Origin of the sequence: Reyranella sp. (assembly GCF_965228225.1) — a bacterium.
GTDB lineage: Bacteria > Pseudomonadota > Alphaproteobacteria > Reyranellales > Reyranellaceae > Reyranella.
In genome coordinates, this window is record NZ_OZ245801.1 from 2,472,607 (window position 1) to 2,493,161 (window position 20,555).

The window sequence follows — 20,555 nt, forward strand, 5'->3', positions numbered from 1 at the left end:
TGACGATGGTCATGTTCCTGTTGTCCACGTTCTCCATGGCCTTGACCCCGGCCTCAGGGGATAAACGTCCGCTCTTCACCGCTACATCGATACTCTCTCTAGTGTGTTCCCGTGCACCCTCGAATGATTTTTCCGTCTGATGTGACGTCCGCCCGGACCGATGGAGGTATCCAAGCTGCGCCATTTGGAATCCCAGAGGGTGACCTCGCCGTTGCGGTCGACGGAGATCACGTCCGGCCCCCGCCGCCGGTTCACCGACACGCGGATCGAGTTTGGATGCCAGCTGCAGTGTCGATGCCATCGGCGCCAACGTACTGGTCCCTCTCGGCCAGTTGTGCTCTCTCGTCCAGCCAGTCACTGGGAGATTGAGCCGATGGTTTCTGTTCAGCAGCCGCTGCCGCTCCAGCCGTATCGGGTGCAGGCTGCGTGCCCGATGGCTGGGGCGAGGGCGGAAACCAACTCCGCAATTTCTCGATTGCAGTTGGCAGTCCAGACTCCACCGGCGGCCGGTTGTGCCCAATGCCTGGTGCGCGCTGTTTGCCTGGTGTCCCAGGGGGGTGGGGCGGTGAGGGAACGCGACCGCCTCCGCCACCGCGAGCGCCGGCACCTCCTGCTTGCGCGAGAATGATGTTCTGCGGATCGAAGGATTCGCCTACCTGCGCGCTGCTGTCGTCGTCATGGACAATGAGGGGCTCTGCCCCATCGAGTGCGTCCTTCGCCGCAAGCTCTGGTGGCAGCGCTTCGGCCGGCTCGCCTTGGCCGACCCGGACGATGTTCGGATCGCTTTCCGCGTGCGGCAGCACGTCGCTGACCAAGTCGCGAATGTCCGCCATCGTCGGCGGCTTGCCCTCGACAGACTCGAACGAGCCTAAGAGCCTGTCGAGTTGCTGCCGTGCCGTCCGGGCCTCCTCGCTCTCTGGATCGAGGTTGGCATTGTGCAGGCCCTCTCCCAGGAACAGGCGGCCGAGACGGTGGCGCTCGAAGGCCGGATCGGATTTACCTTCGGCGAGAGTCTTCTGGAGTTTGGTCAGGCGGTTGTAGTCGCTGTCGCCGAGCGACAACCGGTATTGCGTCAGATCGAGGCCGGCGAAGCTTTCCGGCTCGTGCACCGCCTGGTCGTCGAGCCTGTCATAGAGGTCGCGGTCCGTGACGACGCGGCCACCGTTCATGGCCGTCCGGTCGAGCGCCTCCGTCTGCTCCGGGCTCAACCCGTCGCGCAGCTCTGCAGGCATCGCCATCAGGGGCGCCGCGGGATTGGTGTCGAGCCAGTCGAGCGCGCCCATGGCCGCACGTCCCCGTGCCACCTGCCATGCCCGATCGGCGCGTGCCTGTTCGATCCGCGCCATTCGGGTCACCTGCGCCCGCACCTCGGGCGAGGCGTCCGGCGGTGTCGCCTCGGCGGCCCGCGCTTGGTAGTCGTCGAGGCCGGGGCGCCGCGCCGGATCGTCCGGCGCGTCGGCCAGGCCGCCGACGATCTCCGTCACGCGACGCTCCTCGCGCGCCCGCTCGATCCTGCGCTCGACCACCGCCTGCCGCTCCGGCTGGATCACGTCGCGTGCGTGGTCGTAGAGCTTCGCCGCACGCTCGGGATCCTGGCCGATCGCGGCCTCCACCGCGCCGGCATAGAGATCGCTCAGGCCAGTGCGCACCGCCGTATCGGTCCGGCCCGCGTCCCAGCCTTTTCGCTCGCCCTGGTAACGCAGCTCGCCCACCGTGGCGCGGCCCAGCGTGCGTAGATGGGCCGGGTCCTGCCAGGAGAGCGACGCATCCTGCCGCAGGTCGGCGAGACGCTCGGACACGATGCGGTCGTCCAGCAACGACGTCGCCTGCTCCGCGATCCGCCCGAGGTCGCGGCCGGCGCGATCGAGACGCCGGTCGATCACCGGTTCGAGCAGCGCCTTCTGGCGGGGGCCGATCGCCTGCGCCAGATAGCTGTCCTTCAGCGCGCCCAGAAGTCGAGTAGTCTCGGCGACACCGGCCAACGCCTCCTCGGGGTCCTTGCCCGCAAGACCCGTCACCGGATCGGTCACCAGGCCGCGCACCTCGCCCGCGAACCCGGTGTCGAGCTGGCGCGCGAACATCTCGTCGGCCTGGAGGCCCAGCGCGCTGTCGTCCCCAAGCTCGGTGCGCGGCCATGCGTCCGCGGCAGGCACTGCCAAGGGCAGCCCTTCTATCTCGATGCTTGCCATGTTCGTCTCCGTTCAGCGGCCCATCGGGGCCTGGAGGGCGTTCTTGCTGTCGCGTGGAAAGGAAAGCGGCTCCGCCGCCCGGACAACTCCGGTCATCGCCTGCTCGTTGGCTGACGATTTCGGCGCGTTCGACCCGCTCGATGCGACGGTCTGCAGTTACGTCGCGAGGTCAGCCTTCCGGCTGACCGGTGCTCAATGGCCGCGTCAAGACATGCGGCAAGAGGGTCAACGACAACGAAGGATAGGCAGTGTCATCGCCAGGGGCGTCAAATGTTCCCAAAGACATCTCTCCTGTGAGAAGCGAGCCCTTGAGTTACTGATGAGCCGGACTTTGAATATTCAAGCGTCAAATCTCGAGACGAACCGCCGACCAGAGCCGATACTGCTATCGGCTACTTGTTTCTGGCCGGATCCTGGCGATGGTGCTGGTGCTGGTGCTGGTGCTGGAGGATGGTCGCGCACGGAGGGGGCGGAGGCCAGCGGGATGGATCGTCAGACGCCGCGCGACTCGGTTCGCCGCTACAACCACGACGGCGTCGGAGGCTTGAGCAATGCCAAGCGCAGCGGTCGTCCAGTGGCTCTGTCCGCGGACCAGCTGGAGGAACTGAAGGCTCCGGTCCTTGCGGTTCGCGACCGGGCCCTCCATGGCTCAATCGGATGGCGCTGCCTCGATGAGTGCACGGTCGGCAACACGTTGCAGCTCATGGACTGCAGCCGCGCGCCCATAACCCCAGGAAGGATGGCGCCGCCTAGCAGGCTACAAAAAAGGCCTGCGTCTCAGGTGCGCAAGGTGAGGCCGCCGTCGACCACCAGTTCGTGCCCGGTGATGAAGTCGGCATCGTCGGACGCCAGCAGCAACGCGCCGCGGGCGATGTCGATGGGCTGGCCCAGCCGGCGCAGCGCCGCCTTCTTCTCCCAGACCTCGCGGATCTCGGGCTTGTCGAAGTTGGTCCGCGTCATGCCGCTGTAGATGGCGCCCGGGCAGACATAATTGGCGGTGATGTTGAACTTGCCCAGTTCGAGCGCCAGTGTGCGCGTCAGGCCGCCGACGCCGGCCTTGGAGGCGCAATAGGCGGCCAGGCCGTAGTCGGTGTCGAAGGCCATGACCGAGGCGGTGTTGACGATGCGCGCCCGGCCCTTCTCCCTGGCCCTGAGCTTCAGAGCCGGGATGGCCTCGCGGCACAGGCGGAACATGCCGCGCACGTTCACGTCGTTGACGCGGTCCCACATCTCGTCGGTCATTTCCTCGACGAAGGCGCGGCCGCTGACGCCGGCATTGTTGAACAGGATGTCGAGCGCGCCGAATCGGTCGAGCGCGGCCGCGACGATCCTCCTGGGCGCGTCGTCGGCCGTGATGTCGGCCGCGAAGGGCTCGATCACCTCGTTGCCGACATGGGCCGTGTCGATCGCCGACTCAGGCCGGTCGACCGCCAGTACCTGCGCGCCCTCCTCGGCGAACAGGCGGGCCGAAGCCGCCCCGATGCCCGAGGCGGCACCCGTCACGATCGCGATCTTGCCGGTCAGTCTGGCCATCGAAGCCTCCGTGTTGTCAGGCGACCTCGATGATGACCTTGCCGGTCGCCTTGCGCGACAGCAGGGCGTTCATGGCGTCGGCCGCCTTCTCCAGCGGGAAGCGCATGGAGATGTGCGGCTTGAGCTTGCCCTCGCCGTACCAGGCCAGCATCTCATCGAAGTTCTTACGCGCTTCGGCGGGCTCGCGGCCGCGCCAGGCGCCGTAGAACACGCCGCGCACGTCGCAGCTCTTCAGCAGCGCGAGATTGGCGGGCAGCGACGGGATGCGGCCCGCCGCGAAGCCCACCACCAGCAGGCGGCCGTACCAGGCGATGCAGCGGATCGATTCGTCGAACGCATCGCCGCCGACCGCGTCGTAGATGATGTCCGCGCCTGCGCCGCCGGTCAGTTCCTTGACCTTGTCGCGCATCTTCTCCTTGGCGTAGTTCACGAACATCGTGGCGCCGTACTTCCTGCAGATCTCCATCTTCTCGTCGGAGCCGACGGCCGCGATGACCTTGAGGCCCATCAGCGCGCCCAGCTCGACCGCGGTGAGACCGACGCCGCCCGAGGCGCCGGTGACCAGCAGGGTCTCGCCCGGCTTGTAGCTGCTGCGCTGCTTCAGCGCGTAGTACGAGGTGCCGTAGGTCATGGTGAACGCCGCACCATCCTCGTAGCTCATGTTCTTCGGCATCGGCAGCAGCTGGACCTGGTCGACCACGGCCTCGCTGGCGTAGCCGCCATGGCCGATCATGCCGATCACGCGGTCGCCGACCTTGTAGCCGGTGACGCCTTCCCCCACCTCGGTGATATCGCCCGCGATCTCGTGGCCCGGCGCGAAGGGGCGCGGCGGCTTGAACTGGTACTTGTCCTGGATGATCAACGTGTCGGGGAAGTTGACGCCGGCCGCCCGGGTCGCCACGCGCACCTGGCCCTTGCCCAGGGGCTTGGACGGCATCTCGACCAGCTTCAGGCTCTCCGGCCCGCCCGGCGTTTCGCTCAGCATCGCGCGCATCGTCTCACTCCCCATACCGGTGTTTCATCCTGTGGCGCCCTTGATACGATGACGGGCCGGCCAGCGTCCATCCATGCTAGGAAGGCTCCCTTCCGCGAGGAGAAAGATGGCAGGACTTCATTACGAGGACTTCACCGTCGGCCGCGTGTTCGAGCACGCTTGGACGCGCACCGTGACCGAGATGGACAATGTCCTGTTCAGCTCGCTCACCATGAACGTCCAGCCGCTGCACCTCGACGAGGAATTCGCCTCGAAGACCGAGTTCGGCCAGCGCATCGTCAACAGCCTGTTCACGCTTGGCCTGATGATCGGCATCACCGTGAACGACACGACGCTGGGCACCACCATCGCCAATCTGGGCATGACCGACGTGCGCTTTCCCAAGCCGGTCTTCCACGGCGACACGCTGCGGGTGCGAACCCGGGTCGTCAGCCTGCGCGAGAGCAAGTCGCGGCCGGACGCCGGCATCGTCGAGTTCGCCCACACCGCGATCAACCAGCGCGACGAGACCGTCGCCGAATGCACCCGCCAGGCGCTGATGCGCAAGAAACCCAAGGACTGAGAAAGATGCGATCCTTCCTGTTCGTCCCCGCCGATTCCGAGCGCAAGCTCGCCAAGGGCCCCGCCTCCGGCGCCGACGGGCTGATCCTCGATCTCGAGGATTCCGTCGCCACCGACCGCAAGACGGTCGCCCGCGACATGGCGCTCGCCTATCTCAGGAGCGCCGACCGCGCCGGCCCGAAGCTCTATGTCCGCGTCAACGCGCTCGACACCGGCCTGACGCTCGGTGACCTCGCCACCGTCATGCAGGGCAAACCCGACGGCATCGTGTTCCCCAAATGCGTCGGCCAGGCCGATCTCGACCTGCTGTCGAACTATCTCGACGCGCTGGAGGCGCGCGAGGGCATCGAGGCCGGGGCGACCCGCATCCTGACCATCGCCACCGAGAGCGCGGCGGCGATCCTCGCGCTCACCGCGGCGCCGGCCAAGCATGCGCGCCTGATCGGTCACTCGTGGGGCGGCGAGGACCTGATGGCCGATCTCGGCGCGCTGGCGAAGGGTCCCTCGCCCGGCGTCTACGACGACACCTTCAAGATGGCGCGCACGGTCAACCTGATGGCCTCGGTGGCGGCCGGCGTCACCGCCTACGACACGGTCTATCCCGACATCCGCAACGTCGAAGGCCTGCGCGCCGAGGCGCACGACGCACGGCGCATGGGCTATGGCGGCAAGATCGCCATCCATCCCGACCAGGTCGCCATCATCCACGAGGTCTTCACGCCGAGCGAGGCGGAGATCGACTGGGCCCATCGCGTCATCGCGACCTTCGAGAGCAATCCCGGCGCCGGTGTCCTCACGATGGACGGCAAGATGCTCGACAAGCCGCATCTGGTGCTGGCCCGCCGCCTGGTCTCGCGGAAGGGGGGATGAAAGACAATTTCGGCCTTCTCGCGACCCTCGACCGGCTGTTCGCCGGGGACCGCAGGTCGGTCCTGTCGCTGAAGGAATTCCTCGAAGGATTTGACGGCCGCTCCTACGCCTTCGCCGTCCTGGCGATCAACATCGCGAACATCATCCCGTCGGGCATTCCCTGGCTGTCGACGATCACCGGCGTGCCGATGCTCTACGTGCTCGCGCAATACTTCTCTGGGCACCCCGTCCCGTGCCTGCCCGCGACGATCGGCAAGCGTGGCCTGCCGCGCGGCAAGCTGCAGGATTTCCTGAACCGCGCGCGACGCTTCATCCGCTGGCTCGAGAACACCGTGCACGCGCGCTACGAGGGGTGGGTGAACGGCGTGCCGCGCCGGCTGCTTCTCGTCGCTTTGTCGGTCGACGTGTTGATCCTGGCGCTGCCCATCCCGTTCGACAATTTCTTCCCGGCCTGGGCGATCCTGTTCTTCTGCTTCGCCCTGATCGAGGATGACGGCGTGATGGCGATGCTCGGCTGGGCGATGACGGCGATCACCGCCTGCTGGACCGTGTTCCTGCTGATGGTCGGGCACGCCGCCATCTCGGCCGCTATTGCGGCCCTCAAGGCGGCTGTGTTCCAGCATTGAAGGGGATCGCGCGTAAAGGCCCCTCGCCGCGCTCGGGATGGCAGAGAGCGCTAATACGACCGCGGCAATCCCAGCACGTGCTCGGCGACGAAGTTGAGGATCATGTTCGTGGAGATCGGCGCCACCGTGTAGAGGCGGGCCTCGCGGAACTTGCGTTCGACGTCGTATTCCTCGGCGAAGCCGAAGCCGCCATGGGTCTGCACGCACATCTCGGCCGCCGCCCAAGACGCTTCCGACGCCAGCATCTTGGCCATGTTGGCCTCGGCGCCCGCGTTGATCCCGGCCTCGTACATCGCGGCCGCCTTGCGCACCATCAGGTCGGCCGCCTCGATCTGCGTATAGGCGCGGGCGATGGGATACTGCACGCCCTGGTTCTGGCCGATCGGGCGGCCGAACAGCTTGCGCTCCTTGGCGTAGTTCACCGCCCGCTCGACGAACCACTTGCCGTCGCCGATGCACTCCGAGGCGATCAGCACGCGTTCGGCGTTCATGCCGGAAAGGATGTAGCGGAAGCCCTGCCCCTCCTCGCCGATCAGGTTCTCGGCCGACACTTCCATGTTGTCGAAGAACACTTCGGTGCTGTTGTGGTTCATCATGGTGCGAATCGGCCGGATGGTCAGGCCCTTGCCCAGCGCGGTCCGCATGTCGACCAGGAACACCGACAGGCCTTCCGTCTTCTTCTGGGTCTGGTCGCGCGGCGTGGTGCGGGCGAGCAGCAGCATCAGGTCGGAATGTTCGGCGCGGCTGGTCCACACCTTCTGGCCGTTCACGATGTAGGTGCTGTTGTCCTTCTTCACCGCCGTGGTGCGGAGGCTCAGCGTATCGGTGCCGCTCGACGGCTCGGTGACGCCGAACGCCTGCAGACGCAGCTCGCCGGTGGCGATCTTGGGCAGGTAGCGTTCCTTCTGCTCCTTGCTGCCGTGCCGCAGCACCGTGCCCATGATGTACATCTGGGCGTGGCAGGCCGCGGCGTTGCAGCCGGCCTTGTGGATCTCCTCGAGCACCGCGCTGGCCGCCGAAATGCCGAGCCCCGCGCCGCCATATTCCTCAGGGATCAGGATCGACAGCCAGCCGGCCTCGGTCAACGCCTTCACGAAGGCCGTCGGATAGCCGCGCTCGCGGTCGAGCTCGCGCCAATAGGCGCCATCGAACTTCAGGCAGAGCTGGCGAACGGCGTCGCGAATCTCGGGGTGCGTCGGAGCGTAGGGATTTTCCATGGCGCGCAAGCTAATGCGCGCCCTCTCCCCATGCAATGCGACCGAGCCGGTCGACCAGCGGCCCGTGGATTTCGGGGCCGAATCCGTCGACCGTTGCGACGCGCTGCGCCGTCACCCCGTCCACCGCGCCGGCTTCCCTGACGATCGTATCGGTGACGAAGAAATCCCGTTCCGCGGTCAGGAATTTCGCGATCGTCGGCCGCCAGTCGGGACGCAACACGGCGAGCGCGGCCATCAGCCCGTAGGCGCCCCAGTTCGAGACGCCGGCGACCACGAGGTGATTGCACGATGTCACGCAGGCAATCTCCGCGCCGTTGGGCACATGCTCGGCGATCAGGCCGGGCGGCAGCTTGCCCATGCCGATCTCGTTGCCCCCGTCGCCGACCGCCAGCTTCACCCAGTCGCCACCCTCGAACAGCGCATCGAGCGGCAGGGTCCAGGGCGAGACGTCGACGCCGCGCATGTTGCGCGGCTTGCCGTCGGCGCTGCGCCCGCACCGCTCGATGGCCACGACATGGCTGAGCTTGGCCTGACGCCAGGCCTCGGCCAGTTCCTCGATGGCGCCCTCCTTGCCCAGCACGATCTCGTCGACCGTCACGTCCTCAGCCGTCGCGCGGACGGCCGCCCGCACGGCCTCGACGCTGGGCGTGTCGACGGCGATGCGGGCCGGCACGCCGCAGGCCACCAGCGCCGCGGCCAGCAACGCGGTGCCCACGGGCCCGTCGGTCTCCGGCGCCGCCACGTCGCCGCGCGGCACGAAGAAGCCGGTGATCAATCCCACACGCGTGGCCGTCGCCAGCGCCGCCGCCGAGTCGGCGAGGCCGCCGCGATTGGCGTCGATCAGGGCCTGGGTCTTGCGGCCGACGTCGCGGCATACGAGGGCCTCGATGGCTTCGAGGCGGCGATCCTGCTCACTTGTCCTTGGCGACATAAACTCCCTTCCAGTCCACCGGCGAATCGTCGATCAGTCCGTCGATCCGCCCGCGCATCATCCGATAGTAACTCTGGCGCCAGCCGGCCGCCGCCGCCGCGGCCTCGCACGCCTCGATCGTCTCCAGCGCCTCGGCGAAGCCGCCGGAGCGGTAGAGCTCCAGGAACGCCGCCTGCCGTTCGACCAGCGTCGCGAAGGCCGGCGACGTCGCAAGCCCGGCATCGCCCAACAGGACGAAGATGCGCTCGGGCTCGGTCTTGCCCTTCACGGTGACGAGGTCGATTTCCAAAGTGGCATAGTCCGCGATCGCGTCGCGCGTCTTGCTGCCGACGATGATGCCGACCCCGTAGGTCTTGCACTGGCCTTCGAGGCGCGACGCCAGGTTCACGTCGTCGCCGAGGCACGAATAGGTGAAGCGCTGGGTCGAGCCGAAATTGCCGACCGAGGCCGGGCCGGTGTTCAGGCCGACGCCGATGTTCACCGGAATGTGTTTGCGGCCCTCGGCCTCCGCCTCGGTCTTCCATTCCTCGTTCAGCACGACCAGCCGGGCCTGCATGGCAAGGGCGGCATCGCAGGCTTGCGCCGCATGGCGCGCGACCGGCAGCGGCGCGTTCCAGAAGGCCATGATGGCGTCGCCCATGTATTTGTCGATCGTACCCTTGCGGGCCAGGATCAGGTCGGTCATCGGCGTCAGGAAGCGGTTCATGAATCGCGTCAGCCCGTGCGGGTCGAACTGCTCGGAGATGGTGGTGAAGCCGCGCACGTCGGTGAACATCACCGTGATCTCGCGCTGCTCGCCGCCGAGCTGCAGCAGGCTCGGGTTGCGCGCCAGCTGCTCGACGAGGTCGGGCGACAGGTACATGCCGAAGGCGCCGCGGATTTCCGCCCGCTCCCGCTCCGTCCGCATGAAGGCGAGCGACGTGCCGCCGACATAGATCGCCGCCAGCGTGACCGGCGGATAGATCGGATCGAACAGCAGCCGATATTGCGAATAGGCGAGCCATGGCACAACGAGCCCGGCGCCGATCAGGATCGTGGCGACGAACGCCATCCTGCCCGCCGACAGGCGCGGCAGCAGCACGACCATCAGCAGGCCCACGGCGGCGAGATAGAGGAACTCCGCGCCGTCGGCATAGTCGGGCCGCGCGAGAAACCGCTGCTCGATCATCTGCTCGGCGAGCTGGGCATGGACCTCGACGCCCGGCACGCCGTCCTGTACCGGCGTGTTGCGCAGGTCCTTCAGCCCGATCGCGCTGGTGCCGACGAAGATCACCTGGCCTTCCAGCTTTTCCGCCGGCACCTCGTCCTTCAGCACCGCGCGCGCCGAGATGAAGCGGCCCGGCTGGTGGCCGGTATCGTAGAGCATGACCCGACCGCGGCCGTCGGTCGGCACTTCGAGATTGCCGGTCTTGATGGCCACGATGCCGGTCTTCTCGCCGAACGACAGCTCGCCGCTCGCGCCGGACGACTTGATCAGATAGGACGAGGCTTCCTGCGCCACCCGCAGCGCCTCGATCGACAGCGCCGGGAAGAGCCCCTCGTAGCCGGCGACGCGGAACAGCATCGGCACGCGGCGGATCACGATCGTGTCGAGGTCGGTGTTGACGCTGCCATTGCCCTTGGCGGCAGCCTCGAGGATCTCGATCGATTTCACCGTGCCGCCCTGCTGCGGCAGGAACTGGCTGGGCTGGTCGCCGGCGAAGGCCACGCCGTGGAAGGTGCGCGGCGGATTGCCCGTGCCCTTGAGGTCGAAGCCGAAGCCGGTGACGACCCGGGACTGCGCCATCGCGTCGGCCAGCAGCTTGTCGTTGTCGAGCGCCGCGTCCGCGAGCTTCTCGAGCGTCGCGGCGTCGGTGAAGGCCGCCAGGTCCTGCACCATGCGGCGGGGCGACGAGCGGTCGGGTTCGGCGAAAACGGCGTCGAAGGCCACGACTGCCGCGCCCTTCTCGGTGAGCTTGTCGACCAGCCGCGCGATGATCGAGCGCGGCCACGGCCACTGGCCGTATTCCTGCAGCGCCGCCTCGTCGATGTCGACGATGCGCACGGGGGTCTCGGCATTGTAGGTCCGCGGCTGGAGGCGCTGGTAGCCGTCGAAGGCGAAATCGCGGATGCGCGTGACGGCGCCCGGATCGGCGATGCGCAGCACGAGGGCGCCCAGCAGCACGAGCATCGCAACGACGATCGGCGCGTGTCGCGAATTGATGCAGCGCAACAGCCAGCTCACGCGCTTTCGATCCCCTGATCCCCCAAGAACGTCACTTTACAGAGGATGGCGCGCGAGCCAAATAGCGCGACCTTGCCGCACGCCCCCAGCCAGACCGCCCTGCACGGCATCTACTTCAAGCTGAGCGCCATGGTGCTGTTCTGCACGATGGACGCAATGGTCAAGGGTCTGGGCGGCACTTACGGCTCCTTCCAGCTCATGGTCTTCCGCAGCGCCGTGGCCCTGGTGCCGGTCGCGGTGCTGATCTGGCATGCCGGCGGCCTGCGGGTCGTGCGCAGCACCCGCCCCGGCCTGCAGGCGCTGCGGGTCGGCATCGGTTTCTGCAGCATGTTCGGCTTCTTCTACGCCTTTCCGCGCATGCCGCTCGTGGATGCCTACGCCATCTCCTTCTCGGCGCCGCTGTTCATGGTGGCGCTCTCCGTGCCGATCCTGCGCGAGCCGGTCGGCTGGCGGCGCTGGACCGCCGTCGGCGTGGGCTTCGCCGGCGTGCTGATCATGCTCGATCCCTTTGCGATCGAGTTCCACCTGGTCTCGCTGGTCATCCTGGCGGCGACCTTCTGCTATTCGCTCTCGACCGTGCTGGTCCGAAAGCTGAGCCGCCACGACCCCGACGTCGTGACGCTCTTCTGGTTCGCGATCGTGGGCAGCGTCGTGTCGATCGCCTGCGCCATCCCGGAATGGAAGTGGCCGCCGCTGCTCGACTGGGTCTGGCTGCTGACCCTGGGCCTGCTGGGCGGCTGCGCCCAGGTGCTGATCACCCGGGCCTGGCGGCTCGCCCCGGCCGCCATCCTGGCGCCGTTCGACTATGTCGCCATCGTGCTCGCCATGGCCTACGGCTACCTGTGGTTCAAGGAAGAGCCGTCCTGGACCGTCTGGTACGGCCTGCCGCTGGTCACGGGCTCGGGCCTCTATATTCTCCACCGCGAGCGGGTTCGGGCCCGGGCCCTCCGGAAAACCCTAATCTCCTAGGGTTTTTGTCGGGATTGACGAATCGCCTCGCCCACCACATCTTGTGCGTATGACCGACACCACTTTTTCCGTGACGTCCAACGCGGCCAAGCGGATTGCCTTCCTGGCCTCCAAGGAGCCCAAGCCCGTGATGATGCGGGTGGCGGTCCTGGGCGGCGGCTGCTCGGGCTTCCAGTACAATTTCTCGTTCGAGGAAGCGCGCAACGACGACGACCTGGTCATCGAGCATGACGGTGCCGCCGTCCTGGTCGACGCCACCTCGCTCGAGTTCCTCAAGGGCAGCCAGCTCGACTATGTCGAGGAAATGGTGGGCTCCGCGTTCCAGGTGAAGAACCCGAACGCCACCTCCTCCTGCGGCTGCGGCAACTCGTTCAGCGTTTAAGCCGAGCGTCGCTCGGCTGCTGAGCGGCAAGACATCGCGAAGCGATGTCTGGGAGCGCCGAAGAAGGAACGCCCGCTCGGACCCCATCGCCCCGTACTTCCCCATTTGAATCGGGAAGCAGTCGATCCCGTCCGCGTGGCGGCTGCGGCTGCTTCTTCCCTGTCGGACCGGCTGGTAGCGTCCCGGCCACAGGGAGCCTCAATGAACATCGGACGACGGACCTTCGCCTTCTCGGCAGCCAGCCTTCTTGCCTTCCCCGCGACCGCGCAGGAGGCCTGGCCGGCCCGTCCCGTCACCCTCGTCGTGCCCTACCCGCCGGGCAACGCCGCCGACATCAGCGGCCGCCTGCTGCTCGAACCGCTGTCGACCGAGATCGGGCAGCGCCTGGTCATCGACAACCGCGCCGGCGCCTCGGGCATCATGGGCAGCGCCGCCGTCGCCCGCTCAGCGCCCAACGGCTACACCCTGCTCCTCACCTCGAATTCGCCGATCGCCAGCGGCCCGTGGGTGACGAAGAACGTGCCCTATGTCGTCGAGCGCGACTTCACGCCGATCGCCGGCATCGCGCGCGGCGCCCTCGTCCTGCTGGCCGCGTCCGACGTGCCGGTCAGCACCACCGCCGAATTCGTGGCCTACGTGAAGGCCAATCCCGGCAAGACGAGCTACGGCTCGTTCGGGCAGGGAAACCTCAACCACCTGATCATGGAGATGCTGCGGCTGCGCCTCGGCCTCGACATGGTGCATGTCCCTTATCGCGGCAGCGGCCCGGCGCAGCTCGACCTCGCGGCCGGCCGGATTCAGTTCCTGTTCGACGGCGCCCCCGGCGCGCTGGCCCGCATCAAGGCGGGACAGGCGAAGGGCATCGCAGTCTCGACCCTCAAGCGCTCTCCCACCCTCCCCGACATGCCGACCTTGGCCGAGTCGGGCCTACCCGAACTGCGCGGCATGGATGCCGGCGGCTGGGTCGGCCTGTTCGGCCCGGCCCAGACTCCGGTGCCGGTCGTGGACCGCCTCAACGGCGCGGTGCGGGCCGTCATCCCTGCGGCGCAGGCCAAACTGCTCGAACAGGGTCTGGAGACCTTCACCGACAACAGGCCCGCCGACTTCGCAGCCTTCGTGCGCGCCGACAGCGAGAAATGGCGGCAGGTCGTGCTGGAGGCGAAGATCGAGCCGCAGGAGTGAGGCGTGCTATGAGGGCGGCAAGAGGGGCAGCCTGACTCATGAAAATCGCGACCTGGAACGTGAACTCCGTCCGCAAGCGCACCGGCAACCTGGTGGCGTGGCTGCAGGAGGCCAAGCCCGACATCGTCGTGCTGCAGGAGATCAAGGCGCAGGAGCCGACGTTCCCCACCGCCGAGGTCGAAGCCGCAGGCTACAAGGCGGCGATCGTCGGCCAGAAGGGGTTCAACGGCGTCGCGTTCCTGTCCCACCATGCGTTCGACGTGACGGCGCGGGCCCTGCCCGGGGCCGCCGAGGACGAGCCGGCGCGCTATGTCGAGGGCCGGGTCTACACGCCGCGCGGGCCGCTGACGGTCGGCGGGCTGTACCTCCCCAACGGCAATCCGGTTGGCACCGAGAAGTTCGCCTACAAGCTCGCCTGGATGGAGCGGCTGCTGGGCCACGCCCGCGAGCTGCTGGCGCGTGAGGAGATGTTCGTGCTGTGCGGCGACTACAATGTCTGCCCGACCGACATGGACGTCTTCGATCCCAAGGCCTTCGCCGGCGATGCGCTCTGCCAGCCCGAATCGCGGGCGGCGTTCCGCACGCTGCTCAATCTCGGCCTGACCGACGCGGTGCGGGCGTTCCATCCCGACGGCGAGCAGTACACGTTCTGGGACTATCAGGCCGGCGCCTGGCCCAAGGGCAACGGGCTGCGCATCGACCACCTGCTGCTCTCGCCGCAGGCCGCAGACCGCCTCACCGCCGTCGGCATCGACAAGGCCGAGCGCGGCAAGACCGAGCCGTCGGACCACGTCCCGGTCTGGTGCGAACTGGACGTGGCGGCTTAGGAAAATCATGTCGTCCTGAGCGGCGCGAAGGACCTCACGCTCGCCAGGGAGGCCGCTGGTCGTTGTGTCAGGTCCTTCGCTCTGCTCAGGACGACAGAAGAATGTAGCTACTCCGCGCCGGCGCCGATCACGCCGCCGTCGGCGATGATGCACTGGCCGCAGATGAAGTTGCCGGCCTTGGAGGCGAGGAACACCGCGACGCCGCCGATGTCGTCGGGCTGGCCGATGCGCTTGAGCGCCGCCTTGCCCTCCTGGGCGGCGCGGATCTGCGGATTGTCCCACAGCGCCTTGGCGAAGTCGGTCTGGATCAGGCCGGGCGCGATGGCGTTGACGCGGATATTGTGTTTGCCCCACTCCATGGCCAGCGACTTCACCAGCGACAGATCGGCCGCCTTGCTCATGTTGTAGGCCGCGATATGGGCCGAGCCGACCAGCGCGCCGATCGACGACACGATGATGAAGGCGCCGTCCCGACGTTCCGCCATCTCCGGGCCGACCATGTTCATCAGCCACAGGTTCGACATCACGTTGTTCTGCATGATCTTCTGGAACACCTCGTCCTTCAGCCCCGTGAGCGGGCCGAAATACGGGTTGGAGGCGGCGTTGCAGACCATGATGTCGATGCGGCCATAGGCCTTGCGCGCCTCGGCCACGAGGTTCTCGAGCTGGGCCTTGTCGGAGATGCTGGCCGCGACCGCCGTGGCCTCGCCGCCCTTCTCCTTGATCGCCTTCACCACTTCCTCGCAGGCCGGCAGCTTGCGGCTCGACACCACGACCTTGGCGCCGTGCGCGGCCATCTGTTCGCAGATCGAACGGCCGATGCCCCGGCTGCCGCCGGTCACGACGGCCACCTTGCCACTGAGGTCGAACATACTTGCGTTGATCATGTCGGCGTCTCTCTTCCCTCGGGTTCTTTCACGATGCACCCGAGGAGATACGCCGATCGGCGTCAGACGAGCAAGCCGCTGCCGGCGGGGCTCATGAGGTCGAGCTGGACCAGCAGGTCGTTGAAATCTCGGTCCCCGCCGCCATACGTGTCCTCGAAACCGAAGGTGCCGGCACCGTAACTCCACAGATGCGTCACCGGTTGGCCGTTGACCACCTCGTTGCCGGCCGAGAATCCCCAGTAGGTCTGCCCGTGCGAGGTCAGCGAGAAGGCGATGATGTCGCCGTGGTCGACGTCGGTGATCTGGGTTTGCGAGAACTGGCCGTAGCCCGGACCGTTGATCACGGTCCCGCCGCCGACCACCGAATAGGCGCGTCCGGCGGCGGCGGCGGCATAGCCCGCATCGCCCGGCGCGAGGCCGCCGATGTGCCCGGACAGGTCGTCGACGCGATACAGCGTGAGGTGCTGGTCGTAGACGCCGTTCTGACGAATCCGCACGACGGCGTTGACGTCGTCCTGGCCGAGCGGCGTCTCGGCGACCACGACGGGCCGGGCCACGGTCACGCCGCCGCCGGACGATCCCCAGGTCAGGAAGCCGTAGTCGTTCGTATTGTTCGCCTGATACAGCGCGGCCTGCGAATTGTTGAAGGACATGCCCATCGACTGGCCCGCGGCGACCTGCATCGAGCCCGGCATCGCCTGCGGCGCACCATCGAGGAGCCGGACCAGGTCCGGCGAGAAATCGGCCTGCATCACCTTTTCGGCGAGACGCGCGTCCCACGCGATGCTGGAAGAACTGCCGAACTGAAACTGGTCGCCCACGCCGTTCACGGCCACGCTGGCGCCGTTGGCCAGCGTGGACTGGACCAGAAGAGTCTGGTCGGCGCTCACGGTCCCCGAGACGGTGTCGTGAGACGACAGGACCGGGGCGTCCACGCCGTAGAGCTCGTGATTGGCGATGTTCGCCAGGGCGCGGGTGAGCAGCAGGCCGTCGGGCGTGCCGAGGCCGGTGGTGAGGTCGTATCCCTCGCCCGACTGGTAGCCGAGGCCGGTGGGCACAATGTATCTGTCGAGCGCCTGGTCGTAGATGGCGTAGGGCGTGTCCTTGTCGGCTATGTAGTAGCTGGAAATGTTGTCGCCCAGCGTCACGTCATTGAAGGCGCCGGGAGAAATCGCGGCGGCCTGGTAGAGGATGTCGTTGTAGAAGCCGAGATTGGGCAAGCCGATGTCGTGGAAGATCGCATCCATCTGGGCCGTGAGCGACGCCCACATGGGCGTGGCCGAGCTGGTGCCGGCATTGGCGCTGTAGAGCGGGTCGCCCTGCAGATAGTACAGCACGTAGTAGAACATGCTGCCGCCGCCCAGCGCCGCCACGTCGGGGATGCCGCGGCCAGTCTTGCCGTTGGAGACGTTGACCGGCGTCAGCCCGAAATCGATCTGGTATTGCGGGATCGCCTGGGTGGTATCGACGCCGCCGGAGCCGGAATAGTTGCTCGAATAGTCCTGCAGCCCCATCTGGCCGTTGGTGATGACGTATTGATTCCAGATCGCCTCGGTCAGGGCCGCCACGCCGGCCAGCGGCTGCATCAGCGCGAGCGACGGCAGTTGCGTCGGCAGGACCTTCAGGCCGGATTGCGCCAGCCCGAACAACGTTCCGGGATCGAGGTTCAGTGCATTGTTCACGAGCGTCGCGATGCTGGAATCCTGCACGGCGGTGTTGATGGGCGACAGCGAGGTCGCGCTGACCACGAGCGACCACGAGTTGAGATGGGTGTCGCGGCCGTTGGTGACGCCGTTGGCATATTCCTGGCCCGAGCCGCCGTCGCCGGCCGACATGGCAAGGGTGACGTTGCGCAGCGCCGCGTCCTGCATGAGCTGTTCGTAGGCCCAGGCGAAGGGGCTGTCGGCCGCATAGCGGACCATGTCCGAGAACGATGAGGTCAGCGCCACCGGCTTGTTGACCTCGTCCCAGATCGCCTGCTGGGTCGCCGCGAAGGTGGTCGCATCGCCCTTCAGCTTGCTGTAGAAAATCATGTCGCTGGTGGGGGCCGCGCCCGAGACGATCGAGACGTCCAGCGTCATTTCCGACTCGGTGTACCCCTTGCCGTCGGTGTCCACGGTACGGAGCAGCTCATCCCGGGTCAGCGGGGCGATCTTGAGGATGTCCGTCCGGTAGGCGTTCAACTCGCTCAGCAGCAAATCGTAGGTCGCGTCGTCGAGCTGCGGCTCCACGAGACCGATGTTCGGGGTCTCGATGACCGTCTGCAGATCCTTCGCGTTCAACGGATAGTTGTAGTAGTCGGCGATGGCCATCGGCGTTCCGGTGACGCCATACTTGTCCTGGCCGTAGTCGTAGTTGGCCGTGCCCTGCTGCCCCTCCTGCAGGACCACCCCGGTACCACCGACCTGTACCGGGATCGCGGCCACATTCTGGTCGACCCAGAAGCCGCCGATGTCCCCGGCGATGTTGTCGGGAAGGGTGAGCGAATCGGCCCAAACGGTCGCGATCTTCTTGTCGTCTCCGTCCCTCAGAACGTGCAGCTGCTGACCGAAGATGTTCTGGAAGGCCTCGTTGTCGACCTTCACCCAGATCGTCCGCGACTCCGCCGAGGAGATGTAGCCACCCGTGTCCAGAACCTCCGCCTTGAGTTTGACCAGCTCGGTCTTGACCGTTTCGTAGATCTTCGCGTCGGCACCGTACTGGGTCCAGAAATCCGCCTGCTGGATGGCGGTCTGCCGCTCTCCCCAGCTTCCATCGAGGATGGAGGACGCGTCGGTGGCCCGGTTGAGGACCACGGCAACGATCAGCGAGGCGTTCGAACCGTCGTCGACATGGTCGGCTCCGAAAGCCGTCTTGATCTCGGCGAGCGTGCTGGACTGCACCACACTTTCCGGCAGCAGCCCCTCGCTCGTGGCCTGTAGAAACGTCGAGTTGTTGATCTGGGTAGCCATGGCTCAATCCGGGAGTTCGGAAGCGGTTACGGTGTTCTATTTGCGGCGAATGTGCAGAGTGAATGGTAATCTATCGCACCACGCGCGTGAAGAGTGTCCCGCGGGCATCCGGCCGGAAATTGGCCTTCACCGGTCGTCCTTGCCCCGTGTCCTCCTCTCGACGGAGGCGGGATCGGAGCCTGGCGGTTGGTCAGCTGGAAATTCTGGAGGTAGCGCCGAGGCGCACAAGCCGGGCCAAGCCACTGGAGGGCTTGGCGTTCCCTACGGGATTCGAACCCGTGTCGCCGCCGTGAAAGGGCAGTGTCCTAGGCCTCTAGACGAAGGGAACGAAGCCGAAGAGCGGCTCAAATACCGGCTTGAACGCCGGAAATCAAGCGAGCACAGAGCCTGCCGTCGTTGCGGCATCGTCGATCTGCAGGCGAACGGTTTCGCGACCGCCGAAACGGTCGATCCGCAGCGACCCCGCCACGTGGAGCACCGGCCGCGCAGAATCGAGAAGTGCCGGTCCCAAGGCGCTCTGGGCGGCCCGGAAGGCGATGGCGTCGACCCGGCCTCGCTCGGCGCCCACCAGCGTGCAGCGGACATGGCCCTCGCCGACCGGCTGGGCATAGCTCACCCGCACCCCGGTCAGGGCGAAGCGTGGCTGGGCATTGCCCGCCCCAAAAGGCCCGGCGCGTTCGATCATCGAGACCAACTCCGCCGTGGCGGCCGCGGGCGCCAGGGCGGCATCGATGCCCAGTTCGCGAACCGGCGGCGCAGCCCCGAGCTGGGGAGCAATCCGCTGGTCCAGGAAGCGATTGAGCTCCGGCAGCGAGTCGCGCGCCACCGTCAGGCCGGCAGCCATGGCATGCCCGCCCCCGTTCACCAGCAGACCCGCCTGCCGCGCCGCGATCACCGCGGCGCCGAGATCGACTCCGCGCACCGAGCGCCCCGACCCTTTGCCCAGGGCACCATCCATGCCGATGACGAAGGCGGGGCGCGCATAACGTTCGACCAGTCGGCTGGCCACGATGCCGATCACGCCGACATGCCAGCCCTCGCTTTCGACCACCAGCACCGACGGCAAGCTCTTGCTGTCTGGCCCGTACAGCCCTTCGATCCGCGTGATCGCCTGGTCCAGCACGTCGCGCTCGATGGCGCGGCGTTCGGCGTTGAACTCGTCGAGCCGCACGGCCAGCGCACCGACCTCGTGCGGATCGTCGCTGGAAAGCAGGCGCGCGCCCAGGTCGGCCTGACCGACGCGGCCGCCCGCATTGACCCGCGGACCGAGCAGGAAGCCGAGATGATACGCCTCGGGCGCCTCCTTCAGGCGCGCCACGTCGGCCAGCGCGGAGAGGCCGGCATTGCGCCGCTGTGCCATCACCTGGAGGCCGGCTTTCACCAGGGCCCGATTGACGCCGAGCAACGGAACGACGTCGCACACTGTCCCCAGGGCCACGAGATCCAGCCATTGCCGCAGGTCGGGTTCGGGACGCGACGCGCCGTACCAGCCCGCTCCGCGGAGCGCGCGATTGACCCCGACGCAGAGGAGAAAGGCCACGCCCACCGCGGCGAGATGCTTGTGCGGGCTCTCGTCGTCGAGCCGGTTGGGATCGACCACGGCCACCGCGTCGGGCAGCGCGATCTCCGCCATGTGGTGGTCGATCACGATGAGGTCGAGTCCGACGCGCCGGGCCTCGGCCAGCGGCTCGAAGGCGGTGATGCCGCAATCGACCGTGACGACCACGGAAGCGCCCTCCTCCCTGATCTTCAGCAGCGCCGGCGCATTGGGGCCATAGCCCTCCTTGCGGCGGTCCGGAATATAGACGCCGATATTGCCGCCGACGGCGCGGAAGAAGCGCAGAAGTAGCGCCGACGAGGTGGCGCCATCGACATCATAGTCCCCGAACACCACGATCCGCTCGCCGGTCCGCAGGGCGCGTACCAGGCGGTCGACGGCGGCGTCCATGTCCTTGAGATGCGACGGGTCCGGCAGGAACTTGCGCAAGGTCGGCTCGAGAAAATCCCCGACGGAATCGAGGCCGACATCGCGCGCCGCCAGAAGCCGGGAGATGGCGTCGGGCAGGCCATGCCGTTGGGCAATGGCCAGCGCCTGCCGTTCGTCGCCGAGCCGGGCGGCCCAGCGCTTTCCCGTCAGCGAGCGCTCGACCCCCAGAAATGCCGGGCGCTCGATTCTTGAAACCTCGGACATGCGGCCACCCTAACCCAGGGC

Annotated in this window: 16 protein-coding genes and 1 tRNA gene; 7 read left to right on the top strand and 10 right to left on the bottom strand. The window is 67.2% G+C overall.

The genetic code is table 11. The features are described from left to right. Positions 1 to 251 precede the first annotated feature (251 nt). From ACO07K_RS11810 to ACO07K_RS11820, 3 genes are all read right to left on the bottom strand, one after another. Complete coding sequence (locus tag ACO07K_RS11810; protein WP_422036119.1) at positions 252 to 2,189, bottom strand: hypothetical protein; 1,938 nt, start codon at positions 2,187 to 2,189, stop codon at positions 252 to 254. Between the two features lie 777 nt (positions 2,190 to 2,966). Continuing rightward, positions 2,967 to 3,722 (bottom strand): SDR family NAD(P)-dependent oxidoreductase, encoded by a 756-nt coding sequence (locus ACO07K_RS11815; RefSeq protein WP_422036120.1) that lies wholly within the window; start codon positions 3,720 to 3,722, stop codon positions 2,967 to 2,969. 16 nt (positions 3,723 to 3,738) lie between these two features. Next, complete coding sequence (locus ACO07K_RS11820; protein ID WP_298316606.1) at positions 3,739 to 4,716, bottom strand: NADPH:quinone oxidoreductase family protein; 978 nt, start codon at positions 4,714 to 4,716, stop codon at positions 3,739 to 3,741. A 106-nt stretch (positions 4,717 to 4,822) separates the two neighbouring features. On the opposite strand from ACO07K_RS11820, the gene ACO07K_RS11825 reads away from it, so the two are divergent. From ACO07K_RS11825 to ACO07K_RS11835, 3 genes are read left to right on the top strand one after another with little or no spacing between them, the layout of a single operon-like run. Then, complete coding sequence (locus ACO07K_RS11825) at positions 4,823 to 5,278, top strand: MaoC family dehydratase (RefSeq protein ID WP_422036121.1); 456 nt, start codon at positions 4,823 to 4,825, stop codon at positions 5,276 to 5,278. Positions 5,279 to 5,283: 5 nt separating this feature from the next. Next, complete coding sequence (locus ACO07K_RS11830; RefSeq protein ID WP_422036122.1) at positions 5,284 to 6,147, top strand: HpcH/HpaI aldolase/citrate lyase family protein; 864 nt, start codon at positions 5,284 to 5,286, stop codon at positions 6,145 to 6,147. Further along, entirely contained in the window at positions 6,144 to 6,773 is a 630-nt protein-coding gene (locus ACO07K_RS11835) for an exopolysaccharide biosynthesis protein (RefSeq protein ID WP_422036123.1), read from the top strand. Before ACO07K_RS11830 ends, ACO07K_RS11835 begins: the two co-directional genes overlap by 4 nt. A 50-nt stretch (positions 6,774 to 6,823) precedes the next feature. On the opposite strand, the gene ACO07K_RS11840 is transcribed toward ACO07K_RS11835, so the two are convergent. Genes ACO07K_RS11840 through ACO07K_RS11850 form a run of 3 tightly spaced genes read right to left on the bottom strand, consistent with a single transcriptional unit; the run spans position 6,824 to position 11,145 of the window. Beyond that, complete coding sequence (locus ACO07K_RS11840) at positions 6,824 to 7,990, bottom strand: acyl-CoA dehydrogenase family protein (protein WP_422036124.1); 1,167 nt, start codon at positions 7,988 to 7,990, stop codon at positions 6,824 to 6,826. 10 nt (positions 7,991 to 8,000) lie between these two features. Further along, a complete protein-coding gene (locus ACO07K_RS11845) occupies positions 8,001 to 8,921 on the bottom strand; it encodes a glutamate cyclase domain-containing protein (RefSeq protein ID WP_422036125.1) in 921 nt (306 codons plus the stop codon). Then, a complete protein-coding gene (locus ACO07K_RS11850; RefSeq protein WP_422036126.1) occupies positions 8,902 to 11,145 on the bottom strand; it encodes a CHASE2 domain-containing protein in 2,244 nt (747 codons plus the stop codon). The genes ACO07K_RS11845 and ACO07K_RS11850 overlap by 20 nt, the downstream gene beginning before the upstream one ends. A 72-nt stretch (positions 11,146 to 11,217) precedes the next feature. Here ACO07K_RS11850 and ACO07K_RS11855 point away from each other — a divergent pair, with 72 nt between their 5' ends. The 4 genes from ACO07K_RS11855 (at position 11,218) to ACO07K_RS11870 (ending at position 14,505) form a co-directional block, all read left to right on the top strand. Further along, entirely contained in the window at positions 11,218 to 12,114 is an 897-nt protein-coding gene (locus ACO07K_RS11855; protein WP_422036127.1) for a DMT family transporter, read from the top strand. Positions 12,115 to 12,163: 49 nt separating this feature from the next. Then, complete coding sequence (gene erpA, locus ACO07K_RS11860; protein WP_298309269.1) at positions 12,164 to 12,496, top strand: iron-sulfur cluster insertion protein ErpA; 333 nt, start codon at positions 12,164 to 12,166, stop codon at positions 12,494 to 12,496. A 201-nt stretch (positions 12,497 to 12,697) separates the two neighbouring features. After that, complete coding sequence (locus tag ACO07K_RS11865; RefSeq protein ID WP_422036128.1) at positions 12,698 to 13,678, top strand: Bug family tripartite tricarboxylate transporter substrate binding protein; 981 nt, start codon at positions 12,698 to 12,700, stop codon at positions 13,676 to 13,678. Positions 13,679 to 13,716: 38 nt separating this feature from the next. Then, entirely contained in the window at positions 13,717 to 14,505 is a 789-nt protein-coding gene (locus tag ACO07K_RS11870; protein ID WP_422036129.1) for an exodeoxyribonuclease III, read from the top strand. A 107-nt stretch (positions 14,506 to 14,612) separates the two neighbouring features. Here the strand turns inward: ACO07K_RS11870 and ACO07K_RS11875 are convergent, their stop codons facing one another. The 4 genes from ACO07K_RS11875 to recJ all read right to left on the bottom strand — a co-directional run bounded on the left by ACO07K_RS11875 (position 14,613) and on the right by recJ (position 20,534). Beyond that, complete coding sequence (locus tag ACO07K_RS11875) at positions 14,613 to 15,392, bottom strand: SDR family NAD(P)-dependent oxidoreductase (protein ID WP_422036130.1); 780 nt, start codon at positions 15,390 to 15,392, stop codon at positions 14,613 to 14,615. A gap of 62 nt (positions 15,393 to 15,454) precedes the next feature. Then, positions 15,455 to 18,343 carry a DUF4114 domain-containing protein gene (locus ACO07K_RS11880; RefSeq protein ID WP_422036131.1) on the bottom strand — a complete coding sequence of 963 codons (2,889 nt, stop codon included), beginning with the start codon at positions 18,341 to 18,343 and terminating at the stop codon, positions 15,455 to 15,457. 252 nt (positions 18,344 to 18,595) lie between these two features. Beyond that, positions 18,596 to 18,671 (bottom strand) — tRNA-Glu (locus ACO07K_RS11885). A gap of 42 nt (positions 18,672 to 18,713) precedes the next feature. After that, on the bottom strand, positions 18,714 to 20,534 hold the full coding sequence (recJ, locus tag ACO07K_RS11890; RefSeq protein ID WP_422036132.1) for a single-stranded-DNA-specific exonuclease RecJ: 1,821 nt from the start codon (positions 20,532 to 20,534) through the stop codon (positions 18,714 to 18,716). Positions 20,535 to 20,555: the final 21 nt, after the last annotated feature.

Coding starts and splice junctions, on each gene's coding strand:
- ACO07K_RS11810 (WP_422036119.1), bottom strand. CDS start 2,189: ATGGCAAGCATCGAGATAGAAGGGCTGCCCTTGGCAGTGCCTGCCGCG.
- ACO07K_RS11815 (WP_422036120.1), bottom strand. CDS start 3,722: ATGGCCAGACTGACCGGCAAGATCGCGATCGTGACGGGTGCCGCCTCG.
- ACO07K_RS11820 (WP_298316606.1), bottom strand. CDS start 4,716: ATGCGCGCGATGCTGAGCGAAACGCCGGGCGGGCCGGAGAGCCTGAAG.
- ACO07K_RS11825 (WP_422036121.1), top strand. CDS start 4,823: ATGGCAGGACTTCATTACGAGGACTTCACCGTCGGCCGCGTGTTCGAG.
- ACO07K_RS11830 (WP_422036122.1), top strand. CDS start 5,284: ATGCGATCCTTCCTGTTCGTCCCCGCCGATTCCGAGCGCAAGCTCGCC.
- ACO07K_RS11835 (WP_422036123.1), top strand. CDS start 6,144: ATGAAAGACAATTTCGGCCTTCTCGCGACCCTCGACCGGCTGTTCGCC.
- ACO07K_RS11840 (WP_422036124.1), bottom strand. CDS start 7,990: ATGGAAAATCCCTACGCTCCGACGCACCCCGAGATTCGCGACGCCGTT.
- ACO07K_RS11845 (WP_422036125.1), bottom strand. CDS start 8,921: ATGTCGCCAAGGACAAGTGAGCAGGATCGCCGCCTCGAAGCCATCGAG.
- erpA (WP_298309269.1), top strand. CDS start 12,164: ATGACCGACACCACTTTTTCCGTGACGTCCAACGCGGCCAAGCGGATT.
- ACO07K_RS11865 (WP_422036128.1), top strand. CDS start 12,698: ATGAACATCGGACGACGGACCTTCGCCTTCTCGGCAGCCAGCCTTCTT.
- ACO07K_RS11870 (WP_422036129.1), top strand. CDS start 13,717: ATGAAAATCGCGACCTGGAACGTGAACTCCGTCCGCAAGCGCACCGGC.
- ACO07K_RS11875 (WP_422036130.1), bottom strand. CDS start 15,392: ATGATCAACGCAAGTATGTTCGACCTCAGTGGCAAGGTGGCCGTCGTG.
- ACO07K_RS11880 (WP_422036131.1), bottom strand. CDS start 18,343: ATGGCTACCCAGATCAACAACTCGACGTTTCTACAGGCCACGAGCGAG.
- recJ (WP_422036132.1), bottom strand. CDS start 20,534: ATGTCCGAGGTTTCAAGAATCGAGCGCCCGGCATTTCTGGGGGTCGAG.